The 23109-nt window shown below is 40.9% G+C and carries 22 protein-coding genes; 10 read left to right on the top strand and 12 right to left on the bottom strand.

The genetic code is table 11. The features are described from left to right. A partial coding sequence (locus BM308_RS06590) for an IS607 family transposase (RefSeq protein WP_074943900.1) occupies positions 1-430 on the bottom strand: 430 nt, incomplete at its 3' end. A gap of 280 nt (positions 431-710) precedes the next feature. Here BM308_RS06590 and BM308_RS06585 point away from each other — a divergent pair. The 6 genes from BM308_RS06585 (at position 711) to BM308_RS06560 (ending at position 7673) form a co-directional block, all read left to right on the top strand. Continuing rightward, positions 711-1856, top strand: coding sequence for a GGDEF domain-containing protein (locus BM308_RS06585; protein ID WP_074943899.1), 1146 nt, complete (start codon positions 711-713; stop codon positions 1854-1856). Next, positions 1843-3060: a GGDEF domain-containing protein gene (locus tag BM308_RS06580; protein WP_074943897.1), complete on the top strand. Its 1218-nt coding sequence runs from the start codon at positions 1843-1845 to the stop codon at positions 3058-3060. The genes BM308_RS06585 and BM308_RS06580 overlap by 14 nt, the downstream gene beginning before the upstream one ends. A 13-nt stretch (positions 3061-3073) precedes the next feature. Next, positions 3074-4324 (top strand): GGDEF domain-containing protein, encoded by a 1251-nt coding sequence (locus BM308_RS06575; RefSeq protein ID WP_074943896.1) that lies wholly within the window; start codon positions 3074-3076, stop codon positions 4322-4324. A gap of 254 nt (positions 4325-4578) precedes the next feature. After that, positions 4579-5694, top strand: a complete 1116-nt coding sequence (gene hisC, locus BM308_RS06570; protein WP_074943893.1) for a histidinol-phosphate transaminase — start codon at positions 4579-4581, stop codon at positions 5692-5694. After that, positions 5691-6968, top strand: a complete 1278-nt coding sequence (gene aroA / locus BM308_RS06565) for a 3-phosphoshikimate 1-carboxyvinyltransferase (protein ID WP_306705611.1) — start codon at positions 5691-5693, stop codon at positions 6966-6968. The genes hisC and aroA overlap by 4 nt, the downstream gene beginning before the upstream one ends. Positions 6969-7025: 57 nt before the next feature. Then, a complete protein-coding gene (locus BM308_RS06560) occupies positions 7026-7673 on the top strand; it encodes a hypothetical protein (RefSeq protein WP_074943892.1) in 648 nt (215 codons plus the stop codon). Between the two features lie 290 nt (positions 7674-7963). Here BM308_RS06560 and BM308_RS06555 read toward each other — a convergent pair whose 3' ends face one another. From BM308_RS06555 to BM308_RS13335, 3 genes are all read right to left on the bottom strand, one after another. Then, complete coding sequence (locus tag BM308_RS06555) at positions 7964-8182, bottom strand: hypothetical protein (RefSeq protein ID WP_074943890.1); 219 nt, start codon at positions 8180-8182, stop codon at positions 7964-7966. 437 nt (positions 8183-8619) lie between these two features. Further along, entirely contained in the window at positions 8620-9807 is a 1188-nt protein-coding gene (locus BM308_RS06550; RefSeq protein ID WP_074943888.1) for an MFS transporter, read from the bottom strand. A 273-nt stretch (positions 9808-10080) separates the two neighbouring features. Beyond that, on the bottom strand, positions 10081-10245 hold the full coding sequence (locus BM308_RS13335; RefSeq protein WP_177214424.1) for a hypothetical protein: 165 nt from the start codon (positions 10243-10245) through the stop codon (positions 10081-10083). Positions 10246-10545: 300 nt separating this feature from the next. Here BM308_RS13335 and BM308_RS06545 point away from each other — a divergent pair, with 300 nt between their 5' ends. The 3 genes from BM308_RS06545 to BM308_RS06535 all read left to right on the top strand — a co-directional run bounded on the left by BM308_RS06545 (position 10546) and on the right by BM308_RS06535 (position 12433). Beyond that, positions 10546-11610, top strand: coding sequence for a PTS sugar transporter subunit IIC (locus BM308_RS06545; protein ID WP_074943886.1), 1065 nt, complete (start codon positions 10546-10548; stop codon positions 11608-11610). A 180-nt stretch (positions 11611-11790) separates the two neighbouring features. After that, complete coding sequence (locus BM308_RS06540) at positions 11791-12153, top strand: type II toxin-antitoxin system RelE/ParE family toxin (protein WP_074943885.1); 363 nt, start codon at positions 11791-11793, stop codon at positions 12151-12153. Beyond that, positions 12146-12433, top strand: a complete 288-nt coding sequence (locus tag BM308_RS06535; RefSeq protein WP_074943883.1) for a helix-turn-helix domain-containing protein — start codon at positions 12146-12148, stop codon at positions 12431-12433. Before BM308_RS06540 ends, BM308_RS06535 begins: the two co-directional genes overlap by 8 nt. Positions 12434-12525: 92 nt before the next feature. Here the strand turns inward: BM308_RS06535 and BM308_RS06530 are convergent, their stop codons facing one another. From BM308_RS06530 to BM308_RS06500, 7 genes are all read right to left on the bottom strand, one after another. Further along, positions 12526-13569, bottom strand: coding sequence for a haloacid dehalogenase-like hydrolase (locus BM308_RS06530; RefSeq protein ID WP_074943882.1), 1044 nt, complete (start codon positions 13567-13569; stop codon positions 12526-12528). Between the two features lie 174 nt (positions 13570-13743). Continuing rightward, entirely contained in the window at positions 13744-14562 is an 819-nt protein-coding gene (gene trpA, locus BM308_RS06525; RefSeq protein ID WP_074943880.1) for a tryptophan synthase subunit alpha, read from the bottom strand. 9 nt (positions 14563-14571) lie between these two features. Continuing rightward, positions 14572-15801, bottom strand: coding sequence for a tryptophan synthase subunit beta (trpB, locus tag BM308_RS06520; RefSeq protein WP_074943879.1), 1230 nt, complete (start codon positions 15799-15801; stop codon positions 14572-14574). A gap of 33 nt (positions 15802-15834) precedes the next feature. Next, the gene (gene trpCF, locus BM308_RS06515) at positions 15835-17256 is read right to left on the bottom strand and encodes a bifunctional indole-3-glycerol-phosphate synthase TrpC/phosphoribosylanthranilate isomerase TrpF (protein ID WP_074943877.1); all 1422 of its coding nucleotides are present in this window, start codon (positions 17254-17256) and stop codon (positions 15835-15837) included. 13 nt (positions 17257-17269) lie between these two features. After that, a complete protein-coding gene (gene trpD, locus BM308_RS06510; RefSeq protein ID WP_074943875.1) occupies positions 17270-18286 on the bottom strand; it encodes an anthranilate phosphoribosyltransferase in 1017 nt (338 codons plus the stop codon). Positions 18287-18693: 407 nt separating this feature from the next. After that, complete coding sequence (locus tag BM308_RS06505) at positions 18694-19281, bottom strand: anthranilate synthase component II (protein ID WP_074943874.1); 588 nt, start codon at positions 19279-19281, stop codon at positions 18694-18696. 4 nt (positions 19282-19285) lie between these two features. Then, positions 19286-20788: an anthranilate synthase component 1 gene (locus tag BM308_RS06500; protein ID WP_074943872.1), complete on the bottom strand. Its 1503-nt coding sequence runs from the start codon at positions 20786-20788 to the stop codon at positions 19286-19288. Between the two features lie 362 nt (positions 20789-21150). On the opposite strand from BM308_RS06500, the gene BM308_RS06495 reads away from it, so the two are divergent. Continuing rightward, positions 21151-21579, top strand: a complete 429-nt coding sequence (locus BM308_RS06495) for an EamA family transporter (RefSeq protein ID WP_074943870.1) — start codon at positions 21151-21153, stop codon at positions 21577-21579. Positions 21580-21699: 120 nt separating this feature from the next. On the opposite strand, the gene asnS is transcribed toward BM308_RS06495, so the two are convergent. After that, positions 21700-23100, bottom strand: a complete 1401-nt coding sequence (asnS, locus tag BM308_RS06490) for an asparagine--tRNA ligase (protein ID WP_074943868.1) — start codon at positions 23098-23100, stop codon at positions 21700-21702. Positions 23101-23109: the final 9 nt, after the last annotated feature.

Genomic DNA, 23109 nt, shown 5'->3' with positions numbered 1-23109 from the left:
CTGCTCCGAATCTTAATAATCTGTCTTTGTGCGTAAGCACCAGTCTTTTAACTTCATTATTGAGAATTTTGTTGATTAAAGAGGTCAGGCCTTTTTTATAGTAATTCATGCCCGAGCCTAAATCGGTAATCATCTCATACTCATATCCATGTTCAGCACAGTATAACTCAAGCACCTGCGCCTGTCTTTTTAGGTCTTCTTTTTGATCGTGACTACTTACTCTTGCATACGCAACAGTGTATCTGTTATCTGTCTGAACAGGTAATGTCTTACCTGAAAGAGAAAGAATATGTTCAAGACTGTATCTTCTGGTACCGCCAGGCGATATACTGTCTGGTTTTAATTTTCCTGACTTTTCCCAGTTTCTTAATGTCTGAACATGAACTCCTAATATTTTTGCTGCTTGTCCAATTGGAATAATTTTATTCATAATAATATATAACCTATAAATTTTATTAACTATTATAATCTATTTATAGATTTAACAAAACAGTTAATTACCCTTTTTTGTCGATTATTCTCAAATTCCTCTGAATTAACATATTTCGTATATCTGTATTTTATGTTTACCAAACGGCTTTAGTGCCTTACAAAAAGATAGTGACAGGAGTTTGATAATATATTGATGCTAATTGTATTTATTTCTCAATCGCCTTAAAATTGTCTTGTATGGCCAAAAATGGGGATTTTGGCTTAAATAGGAAACAATCGTGGGAATATTAGCTGGAAAACTTTGGCTTCTGCTGTTTTCAACACTGATGCTGATGCCAATGTTATATAACAATATAAAATCCGAAGGAAGAACCTTAGGCGTTCATGCAATAGCAATTATTTCAGTGTTTATTACAATGCTCATGCGAGTCATTGTTATTGGAGTTTCCTCTTTCAATCTTGATCAAGTCAATTCCTATGTATTTGTGCTTCTCTGGCAGCTGAGTGTGCTGCTTGCTGTAGTTGCTGTTTTCTATCTGGTTTTAAATGAATTAAAGGAAAAGTTTCTCCGCTATTCCAACACCAATGACTGGCGCTACCTTGTCCCGGGATTTTTCGAGGCCGGTCTTCTGGTACTGTTCAATTTCCATGCAATGCTTCTGGAGGATAAAAGAGATATTATTGATTCTGCCACCTCCATAAGTCTTTATTTTATCGTCAACTTCTATGTAATCGTCGGAGCCTGGCTGTGCTATAAGTCCTATCTGTACAATCTTGATTTTGATATCAAATATATAGCCAGAAAGCACTTTTTCTATTATGTGGTTTTAGGTATCGCTCTCTTTGCCCAGCAGATGCTGTTCAATGACGTGGAAGTAGGTTTTTCACTGGCAGCCTTCCTGTTCTTTAACTACATGACCAGATCACGTACTCTGATTTCTCAGGATCCTCTTTCCGGAGTCAATAACCGTGTAAGCTTCAGCAAGTACATCAATAATGTCTTTATCAGCAAAGATCACTCCGGTGCCTATATTGTCTTTATCGATATCGATCACTTCAAGCAGATTAATGATACCTACGGTCATATTGAAGGTGATGAGGCTATCTCTCTTGTGGGCAAGACCCTAAAGAGCATTGCCGGTGAGCATAATGCCTTTGTGGCCAGAATGGGCGGTGATGAGTTTGTACTGATAACCCAGACTCAGGATGAGGAAGATGTGAAGAGAATTATTCAGAGCATCTCCTTTGAGCTTGAAGAGCGCCTGATTTTCTCGGACAAGAAATATGAGGTGTCCGTAAGCTGCGGCTATGTACATGCAGAGCCTAATGCACGTAATATCAAGGAGCTTGTGTCCAGGGCAGACAAGCAGATGTACAGGGAAAAAATGAAGAAAAAGGAAGCCTCTCAAGATGCTGTCTTTTAGTTTCGTAACTGATACTTCCTTGCTGTATTTTGTGGTGATCTGTATGCTGATTTTAGTCAGCGTGATCCGCCATGATAAGTCTCGCCTTAATTCCTCCACCAGAATCAGTATCAATGCAGCTTATCTGCTGCTGCTTCATTCTGTGGCCTATGCGGCTTTCTGTACTCTGTTCTATCTGAATGAGAAATTTCAGCTCGGTAATGTCAAGGGAATTCGCTTTGCCCTTGTTATCATCGGTCTTCTGACCAATTACATGTCCTTTATCTATCCGTATATTCTGCTGTTTCTCATCAGACAGTTCTATAACCGCGGTACCTTTGTCCGGGGCTCGAATTTCAGAATCTTTACGGCTTTCTTTATTGTCTGCACTCTGATTTTCTTTGCTGCAATTGGCTACACTACCTGTCTGGTTTATCTTGAGGCTCCGTTAAGTACTGTTTTTCTGCATAATCTTGATGATGCGATTGTTCTGGCCGGTATCATCTCCTTTGCTGTTGCTCTGCCTGATTTTCATAAGTTTATCTATCAGCTATTACAGGGAACATACTTCTCCGAGAGGGGAATCTATATTGCTTTAGGTGCGATTCTTTACCTGCAGTTTTTACTACTGCCTTTGAATTTCCTGTTCTATGCTCCTGTAATGTATACATTCACAGTGATTCTGGTCTATGTGATTCATGTAATTTCCCAACTGAAGCAGGTTTCGGTGGATTTTCTTACCGGTATGAATAACCGCAATGCTCTGATGACATATCTTGACAGACTCTTTGCAAAACGCTCAGAGCTTGACGCAAGTTTCAAACTTATGGTTATCACTATTGACGATTTCAAGAATCTCAACAATAATTATGGACATGAGGCAGGTGATAAAACTCTTATCAGTGTTGCCAACTGTCTTAAGAGTGCAGCACCAGCGAATGGTCTGTTTCTATGCCGTTTCTTAAGAGATGAGTTTGTAGCAGTTATTCATGAAGTGCCTGAATTCAATATTGAAGATTATATTGAAAGACTAAATAAGAAAGTTTCAGAGTTAAACAGCATCAGAAACGACAATATTGAACTGTCTCTATCTGTTGGGTATGTGGCATACAGCCATGATTTAAAAGATCAGAATTCTTTCATTCATGAGGCTAAGGCAAATCTATACAAGCAGCAGGAACTGAAAAGAATTACTACAATCAGAGAAAATACCGCTATTCTCTGAGGAAGAGCTTGATATGCAGTTTGGATTGGATTTCTATACACTGAATAGATCTTTTCAGTTTTTTTATGGGCATTCGCTCATATATCTGGTTCTGGCTGCGTTTTTTGTTATCAGCAGAATCAAGTACAACGAGAAATCCAACCGTACTTCAAATACCTATCTTATCTCCAGAATATCCAATATGCTGATTGTTCAGTGTGTGGCTATCGGTCTGTTCTCAACCTTAAATGTATTTGTCTTTGATCTCGAACTTGATACTACTGCCTGGGTTGATCGGATTTTTCTGATTCTGACTTTCTCCATTCTGCTTTTGAACAGTTTCTTTCCTTACTATCTGTTTATAGTAATGCGAAAACAGATACACAGTATCAGAACATTTCAGGGAACCTTAAACAGAACAGCCTTTATTCTGGTGAGTCTTTTCTGTGTAGCTTATATCTGTTTTGTCTTAAAGCTGGTGATTTACTCTGCAGAGGTCCTGTCTACCTCATTCTGCCGGGTTTTCTACCAGGTCTTAATGTGTCTGGCCTTAGCTCAGTTTCTATGTTTCCTTTTAACCCTGAAAGATGTGCATATCTTTGTCTCTGAGCTTCTGCAAGGTGTGTTCCTGTCTCGGAGAACCGCTCAGTTCGGACTGGTTCTCTTTGTCTATGTGCCAATGCTTCTGTGGCCTTTTGCTGTGATCTTTAATCTGCCGATTTTCTTTATCGCTATGGTTTCATTTGTATTCGTGGTTCACATAGTATCTCAGTCCAGAGCCGTATCCAGAGATTTTCTGACCGGTATGAACAACCGCAACGAGCTTTATCGTTATCTCTCCAGACTTTTTGAAAAGGATGACGAGCTGACTTCTTCTCTTAATCTTATTTTTATAGATATAAATAAATTCAAAAGTATTAACGATACCTACGGTCATACTCAGGGCGACAAGGCTCTGATCTGTATGGCTAACTGTCTGCGTCAGTCAGCCTTCTCAAAGGACTGTTTTTTAAGCCGCTATGCCGGTGACGAGTTCATTGTGGTTATCAAGGAGAATCCTGAGAATACCGTCGGCAAATTTATTGATAATCTGAATAAAAATATCTCAAATGCCAATATGACCAATACCGATCCTTATCGTCTTTCAATTGCCATCGGTGCAGTCAGCTACAGTGATGAATTTAATACTGTTGAGAAGTTTATTGAGGCTGCTGACAGAAAAATGTATGACATGAAGTCTGAAAGTGAGAAAAACAGCCGTCATCTTATTAGCCGATTGCCATAGTTCCTGTCTTTTGTTCACATTGCAGTTTTGTTATGTGTAATCTTTTAACGAAGCGGATAATTAAAAGCCTGATTCCTTTCGCTATACTGTATTCCAAATTTCACAATTTAAGCATATAAAGTTTTTTTTGGTGTTTAAGACATTTTTTTAAATGATTTTGCACACAAACGGACACCTTTTTTATTTGTGATACCGGTATTTGAGCTTTACTTCGTTTGTCTTTACAATGGTTTTAATAAAATAAGGATGTAAAAATGACACAGTACAGTTCATTTGCTAATGGTGGCATAACTTTAATAAAACCATACCAGGCCGGAAAGCCTATTGAGGAAGTTCAGCGTGAACTTGGTCTTTCCGATGTAATCAAACTTGCTTCAAACGAAAATCCATTCGGCATGAGCCAGAAGGCAAAAAAAGCTGCTTTTGAGGCGATTGAGCAGGGCAATCTTTATCCTGATTCAAACGGCTATTACCTCAAGCAGAAGCTTTTGTCCAAATTCGGCTATGAGCCTGAGCGTATTACTTTAGGCGCAGGCTCTAATGAACTTATAAATCTTCTGTTTGAAGCCTTTGTTAACAAAGATGTTAACGTAATCTTCCCTGAATACTCCTTTGTGGTTTACCCTATGGAAACCACTGTGAACGGAGCACAGGCCAAGGTTATTCCGCTTAAGAACTACTGTGCCGATTTAGAGGTAATTCTTGCTGCAATTGACAGCAAAACCAGAATTATCGCTTTTGCAAATCCATCAAACCCAATCGGTACAGCTATCTCTTCAAAGGATATGTATAACTTCCTTAAGAAGGTTCCAAAGGAGACTCTGGTTGTTATCGATGAGGCATACAATGAGTTTAACAGCGGAGATGATTCATTTGAGGATACAGCAAAGTGGCTTGATGAGTTTGAGAATCTGATTGTTTCACGCACCTTCTCAAAGGCCTATGGTCTTGCAGGCTTAAGAGTAGGCTATATGCTGGCCAACCCAGAGATTACCTCTATTCTGAACCGTCTGAGAGCTCCTTTTAATGTGAATATTGCAGCTCTGGCTGCAGCCTGTGCTGCACTGGATGATAAGGAATTTCTGGATAAGACCGTAGAGAACAATACTCGTGAGCGCGTAAGATATGCCGATTTCTGTAAGAAGAACAGTCTGTTCATGATCCCTTCCTTTGCAAATTTCGTGGCTATCGACTTTAAGGACTATGATGCCGCTGTGATTGCTGATCGTCTGCTGCATATGGGCGTGATTGTAAGACCTCTTTTAGGTTACAAGCTTAAGACTATCCTTAGAATCTCCATCGGAACCCCTCAGGAGAATGACAGATTTTTTGAGTGTGTTGAAACAATACTTAAGGACATGAAGAATTGAAAACAGCTTCACTTAAATTAAAGAAGATTCAGTCTGTTAGCGGACAGGTGATTATGCCGGGCTCAAAGAGTCTGTCTAACCGTGCGCTTTTGGTTTCTTCTATGGCCAAAGGCAAAACCAAGCTTTTAAACGTTTTAAAATCTGATGATACAGCCCGTATGATTGAGGCTTTAAAACAGCTGGGAGTAAATCTTAATGCTGTTACCGGATCTATTGACGTAACTGGTATTGACGGTGTTTTTGACAACGGTTTAAATCAGCTTACACTAGATCTCGGTAATGCCGGCACTGCCATGAGACCTTTATGTGCAGCACTGTCTGTATCCTCAGGTGTGTTCACTCTAACCGGTGAACCTCGTATGATGGAACGCCCAATCGGACCTCTAACCGAGGCTTTAAAGGAGATTGGCTGTAATATCGAGTACCTGAACAATGACGGTTTTCCTCCTCTGCAGATCCGTGGTACCACTCCTAAGAAACACGCAATTCGTGTCAGCGGAGATACATCAAGTCAGTTTATTACAGCTCTGTTAATGACTGCTCCTGTATGCGGCGGTCTTGATATTTCTGTAAGCGGTGATCTGATCTCGAAGCCTTATGTGGATTTAACCGTAAAGCTGATTGAAAAATTCGGTGCCAAGGTCCATCGCAACGGCTACTCCTCCTTTAAGGTGGAAGGCAGTGGATATACTTCTCCTGGCTCCTACCTGATTGAGGGCGATGCTACCGGTGCAACCTATTTTGCGGCAGCTGCTGCTATTAAAGGTCAGCTTGAGATTTACGGTCTGCCTTCAGACAGTGTCCAGGGAGATATCAAGTTTTTTGACATTCTAAAGAAGATGGGCGCCAAGGTTACCCGTCAGGAGAACTCTATTCTTGTTAAGTCAGGTAAGCTTCACGGTATTGAGATTGATATGAATGCAATGCCTGATGCTGCCATGACTCTGGTTCCTCTTGCCATGTATACTGATTCAGCGGTTGTCATCAAGAATATTGCCAGCTGGAGAGTTAAGGAGACCGATCGTATTGATGCCATGGTTAAGGAGATGAGCAAGCTTGGAGTAAAGGTTGAATCCGGAGATGACTGGATCAGTATTGATACTTCAAAGCGTAATGATGCAACTCCTGTATTTGATACCTACAACGACCATCGTATGGCAATGTGTATGTCACTGATTGCCTTTGACAGAGATGTTGTGATCAATGATCCTGACTGCATCAGAAAAACTTTCCCAACTTACTTTACTCTTCTGAACTCTGTTGCAAAGAACTAATAAAAATCTAACATTAAGGTGAGATCATTCTCACCTTAAAAGTGTTTTGAGGTTTTTATGAGAAAAATTCTATCTGTTCTGCTCGGTATCTTTTTTATCTCATCAGTATCCTGTGCAAACGCTCAGACTGAGAACGTTGCTTTTATGCACAAGGCCTTTGAGGTAAAGCTTCCTGACAATTACTGCAGAGTGCCTGCCGAGCACCGTTTGTTCAGAATGCACCAGCGCGCGTACGGCAAAAGCGTCAAGCTTGGTTTTATGGCCGGAAAATGTGATGCGGTAAGAGATCTGATTGAAGGTCGTTCTAACTATCTTAAACATTTTATTGCTATGGAGCAGATTGGAATTGACAGAAAATTCGAGAAATTCGGTTTTGGAAGCTGGGCATATGTCACTCTAATCACCGCTTTCAGACCTAAGACCTTTACCAAGCTTGAAAACCGTCTAAAGGAAAAGCTTGAAGAGTATCAGACCACTATTACCAACATCAATTACGCTCCTGTTTCCAAAAACAATAAAAGCGTACTGTTCGAGGCTACAGGAACCATCAATGATGCCGAGCGCTCAGTGAATGTTCATGTGTACGCCTTCACCAAACTTGCCCATTCAATTCCTCTGGGAGTCCATGTTTATGATGAGGATCTCTCTGAGAGTCAGCTTAAAGCCTCATTATCTGAACTTGCCGACGCCATCAGCGCCATTTAAAAAAAATCCAGTGTCAAAAGGCACTGGACTATGAAAGGTAAGATAAAACTTAACAAATTTTAAGCACCAAAAGATTTGGTAAAAGGCAGCTAACTGCTTATGCCAGAATATCAATCTAACTACCCTCAGAAAGCAGTATATAAAAATACGGAAGCTTCGTGAAATACTTAATTTCAATAGCTGGCTATAGGGTGGAACTATAGCAAAAGTCCTGGTGTGTCAGCTTCGGCAGAAGGTTAGAGGCCAAAAAAAAGAGTGCCTTTGCACTCTTCTGTGAATTATTTATGTAGCTAGTTAATCCAGCGTTTTTTTAGATTGTGACCTAAGAAGATTGAGCACATGACTACTGCAACTGCAAATAGAACGGCAGCTACATTGCTCCATGACTCAAAGCTGTTGGTATTGATTAAGGAGAAGACCATTACTGCGCAGAAGCCAAAAGCAAAAACTTTCAAAAGTCTGCATACGATATCAATAAAATCTCTCCCAAAAACATCATCACTTCTCATTTGTCCACCTCCAAAAAAATTCGGGTAGCGTCCAACTACGATTTCATTCTATCATTTTTTAGATTGAATAAAATGTATAAAATATTAACTTTGAGAGTAACCCCTAAAACTTTAATATTAGTCATTAACTAACTGAATATAAAAAGAATTATCTTTTAAGAAAAACGCTTTGTTATGGTGAAAAACTTGCTCAATCCTAGTGCAATGCGCTTTCTTAGGTGGCAACTCTAATTGTAAAAATTTCAGAATTATCAGGGATTCCCGACATTCTAAAATGTCTGTTTTAATATTTTCCTAAAAAAGATGTGATCTATATTAAAGCTGAAAAGTTATATTTTAATGAGCATAATAGAGAAAGGATTTATTTTTTGATAGAAATTGCGGGACTGACGGTTCAGCAGATAGAGAGTAACTGAACCGTCTGGGATTTTATGCTGTTATCTGTTTACTGGAATCTTAGGAATAACCAGAGTAGTAACAGCTGCGGTTGTGATAAAGGCGGCAACAGCATACATAACGTATTCAATTCCAAAAGCATCACCAAGTCTGCCTACCAGAGGTGCTACCAGTCCGCCAAAGCTCATGGATAATCCGATGGTAAAGCCGGTTGCCATTCCCACATGATGACACAGGAATTTCTGTCCTATAACCACTGTTGGGGACATACCTGTAAAGAACAGCACTGAGAATGGAATTAAAAGCAGTGTTGCCAGCAAAGGATTAGAGGTAAAGGTAAAGCTTACTATAAATGGTACAGACAGCAGGGAGCTTATGGTCACCATTTTATTGAAACCGATGCGATCGGAGATGGTTCCTCCAAAGTAGGTGGCAATGGCACCACACAGACAGACCATGCCGTTTAGCAGGGTAGCAAGCTCATCTGAAATGTTCAGATTGTGCATATAGTAAAGTGACAGGAAGGCCATAAAGGAGAACCAGCCGGCTGATCTTAAAAAGAGTACACATACAAGGATGATAAAACCTCTGATGTTCTCCTGCTCCTCAGACTGTGCCTTTGCCTTGGCAACCTTTTTCTGCTCCTGTCTGCAGGCAACAACATAGTAGCGGTTTTTAAGAGTGTAGATAATGATCATGATAAGACCAGGTACACACATCGCCAGAGTTGCATTCAGACCAAAGAGGATATAAAGGCCGGTAAAGTAGAATGGACCTGCTGCCATACCTGCATTTCCGCCTACCGAGAAGATTGACATGCTCTTGCCAAGCTTTGCTTTGCCGAAGGTATTTGCCATTTTTCCTCCTGCAGGATGGAAGATGGCACTGCCAAGTCCGTTCAGACAGACAAGAGAGTAGAGCAGGATCTGATTCTCAACAAGTCCGATGAACATAACACCGCTAAAGGATAGGGCAATACCGAGACTCATAAGATATGGTCTTGGTTTTGAGTCGGCAAGATTACCTGCAAAAGGCTGTACTATAGCATTTAGAATAGTGTTGGCCATCATCAGCATGGCTACATCGGAATAGGAATCAAGCTTTCCTGCCTGATACATATATGCAAGGATAATTGGCAGCGAACCGTGAGAGATGTCGGTTGCAAAATGTCCGAGCATGAAAAGAATATTTTCTTTAGGAGAATTAAGATTCAAAATACTTTCTGCCAAAGGCAGACCTCAGATTAGGGTTACTCAAAAATGAAGTTTATTATAGTCTTTTTATGTGCAATTATATGAGGGAATGAGAAAAAACATCGTGAATCTTTCTATTATGTTTTGTTTAAAACAGAAGGATTACTTAAAGTGCATGAGACTGACTTAATATGATGGAATGGGATGGTATTGCAGGAGAGTAAACACACGGACATCTATCCAAAGCTCGGCGGTGTTTATTATGAGCTTTGGCGGTTGACTATATTTGTTGAGATTCTAAGAATAATCTTAAATCTTCTGTTTCTTATTATCAGAGTTTTTGGTAGAAAGAATTGACTCTGAACCTTTTGCTAGAATAGTTTTCTCTGGTGATTTTCTAGCCAGAATTGCATCACATGCTGACAGAAAGAAGTTTGGTCCTAAACCGCATGCAGTTGTAACTAATTTATCCATATTCATTCTCTTCTTATTGTTATTATTTTTATTTGTTATTTTGTGTATTGTTTAGGATATACAGCTCTTTGAGAGATTCATATCTTTTGTTTTTAACAATGTGGTTTAAATCTCAATTTTTAGCCTTTTAATTGTGAATCTGCTGTATTGAGCCTGGTAAAACTGCACGTAAGCCTTAAATACGGGGTTGTAAATTAAGATCATATTTCTCTTCAAAATGCTAAAATAGGCAGCATCTTTGCGGTTATAACAGACCGTATTTTCAGAATAAAAAATAATAAAATTGTTAGGAAATATACGATGAGTTCGTTATCAGCTTTCTTACAGAGAAAGAATATTGAAATCTCTCTGCATCGTTACGGTATTGATGCACTGGGAGCTATGGCTCAGGGCCTGTTCTGTTCACTACTTATTGGTACCATTATGTCCACCCTGGGAAGACAGCTTGGTATTGAAATTCTTGTGACTATAGGCGGATATGCCTCTGCTATGTCAGGTCCAGCCATGGCGATTGCTATTGGTTATGCCATTAAATGTCCAAGAATGGTTCTGTTTTCACTTACAGTTGTAGGCGCCGCTGCCAATGGTTTAGGTGGAGCAGGTGGACCTCTGGCTGTTTTAATAATTGCTATTGTTGCAGCAGAGTTTGGTAAAGCTGTATCTAAAGAGACCAAAGTTGATCTGCTGGTTACTCCATTTGTGACAATTTTTGTTGGTGTAGCTCTGGCTATCGCTATTGCTCCTCCAATTGGTAAGGCTGCAAGCTCACTAGGTCAGCTGATTATGATGTCTACAGAACTGCAGCCTTTCTTAATGGGTATTCTGGTTAGTGTTCTGGTAGGTATAGCTCTAACTCTTCCTATTTCTTCTGCTGCTATCTGTGCCGCTTTAGGTCTGACGGGTCTTGCCGGTGGTGCTGCTGTTGCAGGCTGCTGTGCCCAGATGGTTGGCTTTGCGGTAATGTCCTATAAAGAGAATGGTGTTGGTGGTCTGGTATCACAGGGTATCGGTACATCAATGCTGCAGCTAAGCAACATTGTCAAGAATCCAAAGATCTGGATTGCTCCTATTCTAACCTCTGCTATTACAGGACCTGTCGCTACCTGCTTCTTTGGTCTGCAGATGAATGGCACCGCGGTTTCCTCAGGTATGGGAACCTGTGGTTTTGTCGGTCAGTTAGGTGTATACAGTGGCTGGGTCAATGATGTTGCATCAGGCTCAAAGGCCGCGATTACTTCCTTTGACTGGCTTGGACTTATTATGATTTCATTTGTAATGCCAGCTGTTATCTGTCCTTTAATCAATATGGTTTTAAAGAAGATCGGCTGGGTTCGTGAAGGAGATCTGAAGCTTTCTAGATCCTAGTTTAAAAATCAGTGCTCATTATATATGAGCACTGTAATCTTTTATGATTCATCTTTATTCTTTTCATATTATTTTCAATTAATCTCCACATATTACCAATTGCACCTTCACGGTAATGTTTGAGTAATTCAGAACTTGAAAATATGATATAATATGCTATATATAACATATAAGGATTATATGAAATTTCGAGTATATTTTTTCAGAGATTCTGATGGAACAAAACCTTTAGCTCTTTTTATTAAATCTTTAAGTTTGAAGCTAAAGGCAAAAGTTGTAACAGACCTTCATCTCCTTGAAGAGCTTGGAAATGAAGCTAGAGCTCCGTTAAGTAAACATCTTGATGATGGTATTTTTGAATTGAGAACTATAGAAGGTGGTAATATCGTAAGAATTCTTTATTTTTTTGATAATGAAAAAATCATTATTGCAACCAATGGATTTGTTAAGAAAACACAAAAAACTCCACAAAGTGAAATTACATTGGCAAAAGAACGAAGAAAGACTTATTTTTTAACCAAAGAGAGTTACAGAAATGACTGACCTAGAAGAACTGACAAATGAACTTCTACAGGATGAAGAGTTTAAAAAAGAATATGAAGCACTTCAACCTGAAATGGAGATTACAAAAGCTCTCATGAAAGCAAGACATGAGTCTGGTTTAACTCAGAAAGAACTTTCCATAAAATCAGGAATAAGTCAGGCTGATATCTCCAGACTTGAGAATGGCACGAGAAATCCAAGCGTAGCTTTGCTCAGAAAACTTGCAGATGCCATGGGTAGAAGTTTGAGAATAGAGTTTGTGCCTAAGGTTAATTCTTAACTTGCAATATTGGTATGTTTTGCTATTTCCCATAAAAAAATAGCAGTAGTTTTTAGAGCTACTGCTTATTCATGCTAAATTCATTTCACAGTTTACTTCTGCAGAGTAACATCATCTCCGTATACTGTAGCGAAATCATTCTTCATGGAAATGGTATAGAAGCCATGATCCTCACAGCACTTCTTCAGTTTCTCTACCTTGGCATCACTGCCGTGCTCTCTTTGAGAATCATCACCTAAGAGAATATAGGCACGTGATTCATACTTTTTGTTGTTGGTGATGTACTGAGACATAGACAGATCACCTGAACTGTTACCAAAGGATAGAACAGGAACCTTTCCAATTTCTCTTGCAATAATAGGTACCTTGTTCATCTTTACGTTCTTGGTGATTAACTCACCGGTGTAAATAAGTTTGTCTTCTGGCTGATATACATAATCAAGTCCATCTTTGTTTCCCTGGCCTGTAGCCTTGATTACACCATCTGAGCCGATAATTCTGTCTGAAGGAACATCAAGTACATTCTCCAGAAGAACTCTTACGATATTTCTTTCTGTACCGCTGACGATGTAAATGGTGAAGTCTTTTTTCTCAAGATACTTAACCAGTGAAATCATAGGACGGAAATAAGCATCGCCACGCTTTAGGTTGTTAAAGCCCTTGGCATCTGTCTTCATGAATTCTCGTGCATAGGCCTGCACTTCATCAATAGTCATACCCTTAAAGGATTCAAAGGAGTATTTTGCATGAATCTTCTCGGCATCCTTTGGAAGCTTTCCGCTCTTCCATCCTTCCTCCAGCTGATTGGCAAATTTTTTCATGTAGGCAGGGGCCTTGTAGTCAGGATCACGCAGAACCTTATGTGTAAACATCACCCAGTCAAAGTAAGATGGATAGGTTTCACCAACCAGAGTTCCATCCATATCGAAGACCGCAATACGATCCTCTTTTGGAATGAACTTGCCTGATTTAGGATCAGTAACTTCATTTACATAGGTAACAAAGTCTTTGGCTACCTGTGACTGAGGTGTCCAGTAGGTAAGATTCTGATTCTGAGTGGTACTCTGACATCCTGCCAAAGTCAGGGATAGAGAAACTCCAACTACACAGGTTATCTGCTTAAAAGAGCTAAACATATACAATCTCCAGTCAAATTAAGAGGACAATTCGTTTTGATTGTAGTTTTTGAGAAGAAAACTGCTAGCAGAAAATCACTAACTTAAAAGAAAGGTCACAAAGTTGTTATTGAAAATGCGGTAGTTTCTAAGAAAGGAGCAGGTCAGCACCATAATCTGACCTGCCATTAGGATTTAAGCTTTTAAGGTTGCAGCCTTCATGCTTCTTACATACTCTTCAAGTTTTGAGTGCATCAGAGGCAGTCCGTGCAGATTCTCTTCAATGATCTTCACACAGGCAGAACCTGCGATTGCACCTGCAGCACCAATTTCAATCGCCTTCTTAACATGCTCAGGAGTAGAGATACCGAAACCTAAAACCGGTGCGGCACCGCCTAGCTCCTTAATCTTTTCAATAACTCTTACAGGCTTTCCGAAGGTGTTTTCGGTACCGGTGATACCATAGCGGGATAATACGTAGGTATAACCTTTTGAGTGTTTTGAGATGGTCTCAAGAATCTCATCTGAAGCATTAGGAGGAGCGATCAGTACTGTGTCTACTCCTGCATCCTTTGCAGCCTGTTCAAAATCACCGGAGGTGTGAATCATGTTGCTTGGAATATCAGGAATCAGCACCGCATCAATACCTGCTGCAGCAGCATCGGCAAAGAATTTTCTGATACCACGGGCAACAACTACGTTTGCATATACCAGAATACTGATAGGAATTTCATCATCCACACGGCGGAAGTCTTTTACAACCTCAAAGAAATCATCAGTAGTAGCGCCTGAGTTTAGAGCGCGCTTGTCTGCATTCTGGATGATTGGGCCGTCAGCACATGGATCTGAGAATGGAAAGCCTAGTTCTAAGGCATCTGCTCCACCCTTTAAAAGACTCTTTAAAATCTCAAGAGACGTTGCCTTATCTGGATCACACAGGGTGACAAATGGCATAAAGGCGCCTTCATTACGTTCCTTAAGCTTAGCAAATCTCTTTTCAAAACGGTTGTTCATAGTTTCTCCTTATTTTGTAACCTTCAGTGGGGCAGTAGAGATTCCGCTTGAGGATATACAGCCTTTCTGCTCTAGAATGTTTGATACGTTGAAGATGTCCTTGTCACCGCGACCTGAGATATTAACCACCAAAGTCTGCTCCTTGTCAGGATTCTGTCTCATAAGTCTTAAGGCAAAGGCCAGTGCATGAGAGGACTCTAAGGCAGGGATAATACCTTCCTTCTGTGACAGTTCCACAAAGGCATCTAAGGCATCATCATCAGTGGCACCAACGTAGGTGACACGACCTGTTTCACTCAGGTAGGCATGCTGAGGTCCTACTGATGGGAAATCAAGACCTGCGGAGATGGAATAGGACTCGTTTATCTGACCGTCTTTGGTCTGAAGATTCTTTGAATATGCTCCAAAGAAGATACCGTCCTCACCGCGGGCTAAGGTACCGCCGTGCTTAGGAGTCTCAATGCCAAGACCGTAAGGCTCAACTCCGTACAGAGGAACATCGGTATCCAGAAAGTCTGTAAATACACCGATAGCGTTAGAACCGCCGCCTACACAGGCGATACAGGCATCCGGAAGTTTGCCGGTTTCCTCTATAATCTGCTTATGTATCTCCTCGCCGATAATCTTCTGGAACTCACGGACGATTGTAGGGAATGGGTGAGGACCTGCTGCAGTACCAATCATGTAGTGGGTATTCTCAAAGTTTGCAGCATAGTCACGAAGAGCCTCGTTGCAGGCTTCCTTTAAGGTTGCAGCACCAACTGATACCGGGATAACCTCGGCACCCATAAGCTTCATGCGGAATACGTTTGGCTTCTGTCTTTCTGTATCTACTGCACCCATATAGATTCGGCACTTAAAGCCGAGTAGGGCACAGATAAGTGCGGTTGCTACACCATGCTGACCGGCTCCGGTCTCAGCGATGATTCTGGTTTTGCCCATGCGCTTTGCCAGAAGAGCCTGTCCTAGCACCTGATTGGTCTTATGGGCTCCGCCGTGAAGCAGATCTTCACGCTTTAAAAAGATTTTGGTCTTTGTTCCCTTGGTCAGGTTTCTGCACAGAGTAAGCGGAGTTGGTCTTCCCGCATATTTTCTCAGAAGATCGGATAACTCCTGTCTGAACTCAGGATCATCTCTGCATTCAACAAAGGTCTTCTCAAGCTCATCTAAGGCTGGAATTAGAACCTCAGGAACGTACTGTCCGCCGTATTTTCCAAAAAATGGATTTAAAATAGTCATTTATTACTCCGTATTTATTCTTTTTATCTTTTATTAGTATCTGTTGATGGTCTTAAAGACTTCGTTAATCAGTCCGGTATCCTTTATACCTTTAACCTTTTCGAGCTTTGAATTCAAATCCAGTCCCAAAAAGCCTTGTTTTAGGGCAAGCTCCACATTATCAGGACCAATGCCGCCTGAGAGCAGAATCTTTTCATGATTTAAGCTCTTGGGAATAGAGTTCCAGTCGAAGCTTGCCCCTGATCCTGGGGAGGCTGAATCAAGAATAAAGAGATCGCACAGCTCATCGTATTTATCGATAAGTGCAAAATCATCGCTACTCTTAATATTTACTGCTTTGATGATCTTTATATCAGGAAGTTCTTCACGAAGCTTTTTTATAAGCTCGGTACTTTCATGTCCGTGCAGCTGGATATAGGAGAGTCCTACTTCCTTTGCTGTCTTTACCATGACCTCAAGCTCTTCATCTACAAAGACACCGGCAAACTTCAAGTCATCAGTACAGCCTTTGGTAATGTCTTTTGCCTTGCTTGGAGTTACATAGCGAGGGGATTTTTCCGCAAAGATAAGACCACCGATACTTACGTTGTTTTTTGCACAGCATTCAACAGCTTCTTTGGTGGTAAGACCGCATACCTTGTTGAGTCCGTAGAGCATGGATTTTGCCTTGAACTCTACATCCTCATCACCGGTTAAAGCTGAACCTATAAGGAAATTACTGATTGGCTTAAGGAAGGTGAGATCACTGTGCCTGTTGATTCCGGACTCAGAGACAACCTTTACCTTATTATCAAAGAGGACTGAAAGCTCTCTTGCATTGTTGAGATCGATTTTCAGAGTTCTTAAATCACGGTTGTTAATACCTACAATCTCGATATTATGTTCTCTGCAGTAAAGTGCATCTGCCTTAGTGTCAACCTCGGTTAAAACATCAAGACCAAGCTTATGTGCATAAGCGTAAAGATCTTCATAGGTTTCCTTTGAAAGTACACTCAGCATCAGAAGCACGGCATCTGCACCTGCGATATAAGCCTCATCAAGCTGTTCTCGGCAGATGATAAAGTCCTTGCACAGAACCGGAAGAGTGGTTCTCTCTTTTACAAACTTCAGATACTCAAGTGATCCCTTGAAGAAATGTTTTTCACACAGAACAGAAATCGCACTGGCATGTTTCTCGTAGCAGTTTATAAGCTTATCAAGATCAAAGTCCTTGCAGAAATCACCTAAGGTAGGGGATGACTGCTTGCACTCTAAAATAAAGTTACGGGAATCTTTTCTGCCTAAGGCATCCTTAAATGATACCCGTGGAAGAGTACGCTCACCTGTGACCTTAATGTCCTTTACATCTAAAACCTTGCGGTTGATGATGGTTGCAAGTACAGTTCCCTCAATTTCCTCGTAATTAAGTCCTGGATATGCTTTTGCTTCAGCTGTCAGTGGTTCTGTGTGTAACATCTCTTATCCTTAATTATGAGTTTGACAGTCTGGTGATGGTTTCTAATTTCTCAATGGCTCGGCCTGAACGGATAGCGTCATAAGCCATCTCGTAACCGTCCTTGAAGTTGTTTACCTTTTCAGCAAGATAAAGCATAGCTGATACATTGGCAGCAACTACTGCATTGTGTGCATCGGTACCTTTACCTTCAAGCACAGCACGTGCTGAGCGCGCATTCTCCTCAGGTGAACCGCCTAGAAGGTCTTCCTGTCTGAAACTGCCCTTGATACCGAAATCATCATTGGTCAGAACATAGTTCTTGATTGAGCCGTCTTTCTTTAGCTCTGATACATGGGTTTCACCGAAGATTGAAATCTCATCCATGCCGTTGCCGTTGATTACCATGGCTCTCTGTACACCGGTTAGCTTCAGACTTCTTGCCAGAGTTTCCAGAAGATTTACGTCATAGCAGCCTAAAAGCTCATAGTTGACACGGGCAGGATTGGTCAGAGGTCCTAGAATGTTGAAGATGGTTGAGGTACCTAATGCCTTACGTACAGGAGCTGCGTACTTCATGCCGGTGTGATATTTCTGAGCGAAGAAGAATGCAAAGCCTTCCTCTTCAAGACATCTTCTGGTTACATTCTCTTCTGCTCTGATGTTATATCCAAGCTCGGTTAAAACGTCTGATGCGCCTGACTTTGAGGAAACTGCAGTGTTACCGTGCTTTGCTACATGAAGACCTAAGGTTGCGCAGACAAAGGCTGAAATAGTAGAAATGTTGATGGTCTTTAAACGGTCGCCGCCGGTACCTACGATTTCACCGGTATCGATGCTGCGTTCACGCTCGAAAGGAAGTGCTGCATCAATCATTGCTGTTGCTGCACCGCCGATTTCATCTGCTGTATAGCCGTTCATCTTCAGAGAGGTTAGAAGAGAACTGAAAAGGATTGGATCAAGTTTACCTGCAAAGATATCCTTGAAGATTAAGTTAGTCTCGGTAAAAGATAGATCTTCTTTTGCATAAAGCTTTTCAAGTAATGAGTTCATAATCAGACTCCTAATGTGAATTTCAAACTGTATATACGAAAAAACCCGCAATTTTATTTGCGGGTTTTTCATCTGAATCTTTTCTTAGTACAAACACAAAATCCCCGCTAATTTGCGAGGTGCCACCATGATGCCTTAAATGTAATCTGTACTGAATGTGTCATTTTTTTACTCTTTTTTAGTTACCTTATGTTTTTATATTAAACAAATTTTTATAAAAGTAAATGTGAATTTTATATTAAACAGAAAAATGTTTAATTTGCACTAAAAATTAGCATGATTTATCGTTTTTGGTGCACCTGCAAGAAGTATGAAAGAAAGAGTGAGAAAGAGAGAGGAAGAGATTAGGTTGATATTAAAACACCAGCATAGCATTACTACTTTAGCTGCTGGTGCTTATATTAAATTTACTCAGTCAGAGTCGAAATTGCATTCTTCAGAAGATTTCTTCCAAAGGTTGTCATGATTGATTCTGGATGGAACTGGAATCCAAGCACATTGTACTTCTCTGAGTACAGTGACATGCACATACCGTCATACTGTGCCAGAGTCTCAACCTCAGAAGGTAAATCCTCAACCACCAGTGAGTGGTATCTTGCAATCTTAAGAGGATTAGGCAGATCTTTAAAACACAGTTTGTCTGTATGCTGCATCATGGAGCTCTTGCCATGTACAATCACCGGAGCTTTTACAACCTTTCCACCTAAAACCTCACCCAGAGCCTGATGGCCAAGACAGATTCCAAGCATAGGGTATTTACCAAGACTCTCTTTTATAATCGCTAGAAGATTGTTTGCATCCTTTGGGGCTGAAGGGCCTGGGGAGAGCATAATAATAACCTTGTACTTCTCGCTTTGTTTTTCTGCCTGTTCCATAATGGTGGCAACACTTACATCATTGCGGAATACCATGACATTGTTGCCAAGAACCTTAAGCTCATCTACGAGGTTGTAGGAAAAGGAATCAAAATTATCGATAAATATAATGTTTGCCATGATGCTACTCCTCATCTGCCAGAGCTAGGGCACAAAGAACGGATTTTGCCTTGTTGACCGTTTCTAGGCACTCTGCCTTGATGTCTGAATCAAATACTACACCGCAACCTGCCTGTACATAAGCGGTATTTCCTTTTACAAAGGCACTTCTGATAGCAATACAGGTATCCATTGAACCATCCTCTGAGAGTATGCCTATAACACCACCGTAGGAACCACGTTTCTTGCCTTCATACTTATAGATAAGCTCGTGAGCTTTGATCTTTGGAGCTCCGGAAAGAGTTCCCATATTCATACAGGCACAGTAGGCATGTAGAGCATCCAGATCATCTCTTAGAACTGCATGAACATCTGATACCAGATGCATTACAGACTGGTACTTATCAATATGCAGCATATTGTCTACATAACGGGAACCGCATTTACTGATTCTTGCAAGATCGTTACGGGCCAGATCAACCAGCATAAGATGCTCGGCCACCTCTTTGGTATCAGTTCTAAGTTCAAGCTCGATACGGCTGTCCAGCTCCTTGTTGATGCTGCCATCCTCGTTAAGACCACGAGCGCGGGTACCGGCAATAGGGCTGATTGAAACTCGTCTTTCCTCCGCCTCAAATCTTACCGCATACTCAGGACTTGCTCCGAAGATGATAAAGTCAGGATCTTTGATGTAGTACATATAAGGGGAAGGATTGAGTTTCTTCAGATAGGAGTAGGCGAGCAGCGGATCATTACATCTGTGTCTGAAGGTTCTTGATGGTACCACCTGGAAAGCATCACCGTCGATAATGTGCTGCTTTACCTTAGCAACAATTTCACCGAATTTCTCATCATCAAGATCAGGATCAATCTTAGGTGTGACCTTTTTTATTACCAGTGAATCTTCCTGACTGAAGTCGTCGATTTTATCTCTGAGATCAAGGGTCTCAAAGGCGATTTCCTTGTAAGAATCTTCATCAAATACATAGGCATCGATCTGAGTCTTCTGTTTCTGGTGATTTGATCTGATAGCTATATCAAATACGTAGAAGCCGTAATCCGGACAAGGATTTTCTCCTTTCTTAAGCTCACCTATGTACTCAAAGTTATTGATATAGTCAAAGGATATCAGTCCACCTATAAAGATATTCTTGCAGCCTTTGATACTTACTATGGTTTTTCTTAAAACCTCAAATGGATTAGGTGCCTTTAATCTGCTCTCCTCATCCATTTCATGATCAGGTCTTTCATAGGCAACACAAAGAGAGTCTTCGGAAGCAGAAAGATTTAGCTCTTTTGCAATCAGCTTTAAAAGAGCCTTACCGTTCTTATTTAAAGCCTGAGCCTTAACCTTCAGATCCTCACAGGTGATCTTCAGGGCTGCAGAAACACCGATTAATGACTGAACTCCGCTCTTGTCTATAATCTCGGCACTTTCATAAAGAATGGTATTGTTCTTGTGACAGTATTCCTTATAAAACAGGTGAGCTTCTTTTAGATATTTTGTATCAAACGCTATCGACTTCATATTCACACCTTATATTTTGATAATTCTTTCTGAAATTTATGACCCATATATACGAAAAAACCCGCTATTATGCGGGTCCTCTATAAGTACAACAGTTCTACCCGCAGTTAAGCAGGGCGCCACCATGAACCGTTGAAACTTCTAATCATCATAAAATCCTCAGATAATTTGTAACTTTTCTTTATCATATCCCAATCTATTAGAAAAAATAGTGTTTTCTGTAAAATAAATTAAATTGCACCATAAAGGAAAGAATTACATACTTTAGTGGTGCACCTTCTATGCAGTGATAGAATTTTAACTACGCGTTGGGTACCTGGTGCGGATTCAGGCCAAAAGTAACACTATTAAGGAGTACTTCTATGATAGCCTACATCTGGCCGATTGCACTGATTGTGCTGTCCAACATTTTCTATAATATCTGTGCAAAATCCTTTCCTTCAGGAATAAATCCTTTTGCAGCACTTACCATCACTTACCTTGTTGCTGCCTTTGCCTCTTTTGTCATCTATTTCCTTACCAAGGACGAGAAGTCAGGCCTTCTGCTTGAGTATGCAAAAACCAACTGGGTGCCATTTGCCTTCGGTCTGTGTCTGTTAGGACTTGAAGCTGGTTTTATATATACTTATAAGGCTGGGTGGCCCATAAGCTCTGCCTATATTGTAACGAGCGCGTTTTTAGCTATATTACTGATTGCTGTTGGATATCTTCTGTATAAGGAACCTGTAAGCTGGAATAAGATTGTTGGTGTTGTAGTGTGTCTTCTGGGATTGTGGATTATAAACAGGTAGGAAGATTGGTGAATTGGAATAATCTTCAAAACTGAAGATTTCTGCAAATTTTTTTTGTTTGGTTCATACAAAATAGGGGAGCATTGCTCCCCAAATTTATATTAAATTCATTGGATTGAATTAGAACTCAGCTGAACGTGGAGTACGTGGGAATGGAATTACGTCACGTACGTTACCAACACCAGTGATATAAACAATCAGACGCTCGAAGCCTAAGCCGAAGCCTGAGTGTGGAGCCGAACCGTAACGGCGCAGATCTCTGTACCACCAGTAGTCTTTCTTGTTAAGTCCAAGCTCATCCATACGTCTATCTAATTTCTCAAGATTGTCCTCACGCTGAGAACCACCGATGATTTCACCGATACCTGGAGCTAAAACGTCCATAGCAGCAACAGTCTTGCCGTCTTCATTCTGCTTCATGTAGAAAGCCTTGATATCCTTTGGATAGTTCTTAACAACTACAGGAGCCTTGAAGTGCTCTTCAGCAAGATATCTCTCGTGCTCTGATTGAAGATCGATACCCCACTCAACAGGGTACTCAAACTTCTTGGTAGCCTTCTTTAGAATCTCGATTGCGTCAGTGTAATCAACCTGAGCAAAGTCTGATTTTACGAAGTTCTCAAGACGGGTAATTGCATCCTTATCAACACGCTGAGCGATAAAGTTCATGTCATCTGAACGAAGCTCTAGAACTGTCTTGAATACGTGCTTTAGAAGACCTTCTGCGGTCTTTGCACAGCCATTTAAGTCGGTAAATGCCATCTCTGGCTCAACCATCCAGAACTCAGCTAAGTGACGGGTGGTGTTTGAGTTTTCTGCTCTGAAGGTAGGACCGAAGGTGTATACCTTTGAGAAGGCACTTGCATAGGTCTCAACATTCAGCTGACCTGATACAGTCATGTAAGCGTGCTTGCCAAAGAAGTCCTTTGAGAAGTCAGCCTCGCCCTTGTCGTTCTTTGGAACGTTGTTTAAATCGAAGTTGGTAACAGTGAACATCTCACCAGCACCTTCACAGTCTGATGCAGTGATAAGAGGAGTTGCTACCCACATGAAGCCGTTCTGCTGGAAGTAGCTGTGAATTGCATAAGCAACGGTGTTGCGGATACGCATTACAGCACCCATCAGATTGGTACGAGGACGCAGGTGGGCATACTCACGCAGATACTCTACAGTATGACGCTTTGCAGACATAGGGTAGGTATCAGGATCTTCAACGAAACCTGTTACGATAATCTTGTCGGCTAATACCTCGTAAGCCTGGCCTTTACCTTCAGAAGCCTTTAAGGTTCCCTCAACTACAACAGCACAGCCGGTGGTCAGTCTTAAAACATCTGACTCATAATTATCTAAATTATTCTGAGCAATAACCTGAACGTTATCAAAACCAGAACCATCGTTAACAGCCAGGAATGAAAAACCGGCCTTTGAATCACGACGGGTACGAATCCAGCCTGCAAGAGTTACTTTTTCTCCGATAGCAACTTTTCCTGCAAGGATTTCTTTTGTACTTAAAAGACTCATAATCTGAAA

It is taken from the genome of Succinivibrio dextrinosolvens (assembly GCF_900116345.1).
Classification (GTDB): Bacteria; Pseudomonadota; Gammaproteobacteria; order Enterobacterales; family Succinivibrionaceae; genus Succinivibrio; species Succinivibrio dextrinosolvens_B.
This window is presented reverse-complemented; position numbering and strand designations above follow the sequence as displayed.

Bases quoted from the DNA above. Each gene is read 5' to 3' on its own strand.
- BM308_RS06580 (WP_074943897.1), top strand. From the start codon at position 1,843: ATGCTGTCTTTTAGTTTCGTAACTGATACTTCCTTGCTGTATTTTGTG.
- BM308_RS06575 (WP_074943896.1), top strand. From the start codon at position 3,074: ATGCAGTTTGGATTGGATTTCTATACACTGAATAGATCTTTTCAGTTT.
- hisC (WP_074943893.1), top strand. From the start codon at position 4,579: ATGACACAGTACAGTTCATTTGCTAATGGTGGCATAACTTTAATAAAA.
- BM308_RS06560 (WP_074943892.1), top strand. From the start codon at position 7,026: ATGAGAAAAATTCTATCTGTTCTGCTCGGTATCTTTTTTATCTCATCA.
- BM308_RS06555 (WP_074943890.1), bottom strand. From the start codon at position 8,182: ATGAGAAGTGATGATGTTTTTGGGAGAGATTTTATTGATATCGTATGC.
- BM308_RS13335 (WP_177214424.1), bottom strand. From the start codon at position 10,245: ATGGATAAATTAGTTACAACTGCATGCGGTTTAGGACCAAACTTCTTT.
- BM308_RS06545 (WP_074943886.1), top strand. From the start codon at position 10,546: ATGAGTTCGTTATCAGCTTTCTTACAGAGAAAGAATATTGAAATCTCT.
- BM308_RS06540 (WP_074943885.1), top strand. From the start codon at position 11,791: ATGAAATTTCGAGTATATTTTTTCAGAGATTCTGATGGAACAAAACCT.
- BM308_RS06535 (WP_074943883.1), top strand. From the start codon at position 12,146: ATGACTGACCTAGAAGAACTGACAAATGAACTTCTACAGGATGAAGAG.
- BM308_RS06530 (WP_074943882.1), bottom strand. From the start codon at position 13,569: ATGTTTAGCTCTTTTAAGCAGATAACCTGTGTAGTTGGAGTTTCTCTA.
- trpA (WP_074943880.1), bottom strand. From the start codon at position 14,562: ATGAACAACCGTTTTGAAAAGAGATTTGCTAAGCTTAAGGAACGTAAT.
- trpB (WP_074943879.1), bottom strand. From the start codon at position 15,801: ATGACTATTTTAAATCCATTTTTTGGAAAATACGGCGGACAGTACGTT.
- trpCF (WP_074943877.1), bottom strand. From the start codon at position 17,256: ATGTTACACACAGAACCACTGACAGCTGAAGCAAAAGCATATCCAGGA.
- trpD (WP_074943875.1), bottom strand. From the start codon at position 18,286: ATGAACTCATTACTTGAAAAGCTTTATGCAAAAGAAGATCTATCTTTT.
- BM308_RS06505 (WP_074943874.1), bottom strand. From the start codon at position 19,281: ATGGCAAACATTATATTTATCGATAATTTTGATTCCTTTTCCTACAAC.
- BM308_RS06500 (WP_074943872.1), bottom strand. From the start codon at position 20,788: ATGAAGTCGATAGCGTTTGATACAAAATATCTAAAAGAAGCTCACCTG.
- BM308_RS06495 (WP_074943870.1), top strand. From the start codon at position 21,151: ATGATAGCCTACATCTGGCCGATTGCACTGATTGTGCTGTCCAACATT.
- asnS (WP_074943868.1), bottom strand. From the start codon at position 23,100: ATGAGTCTTTTAAGTACAAAAGAAATCCTTGCAGGAAAAGTTGCTATC.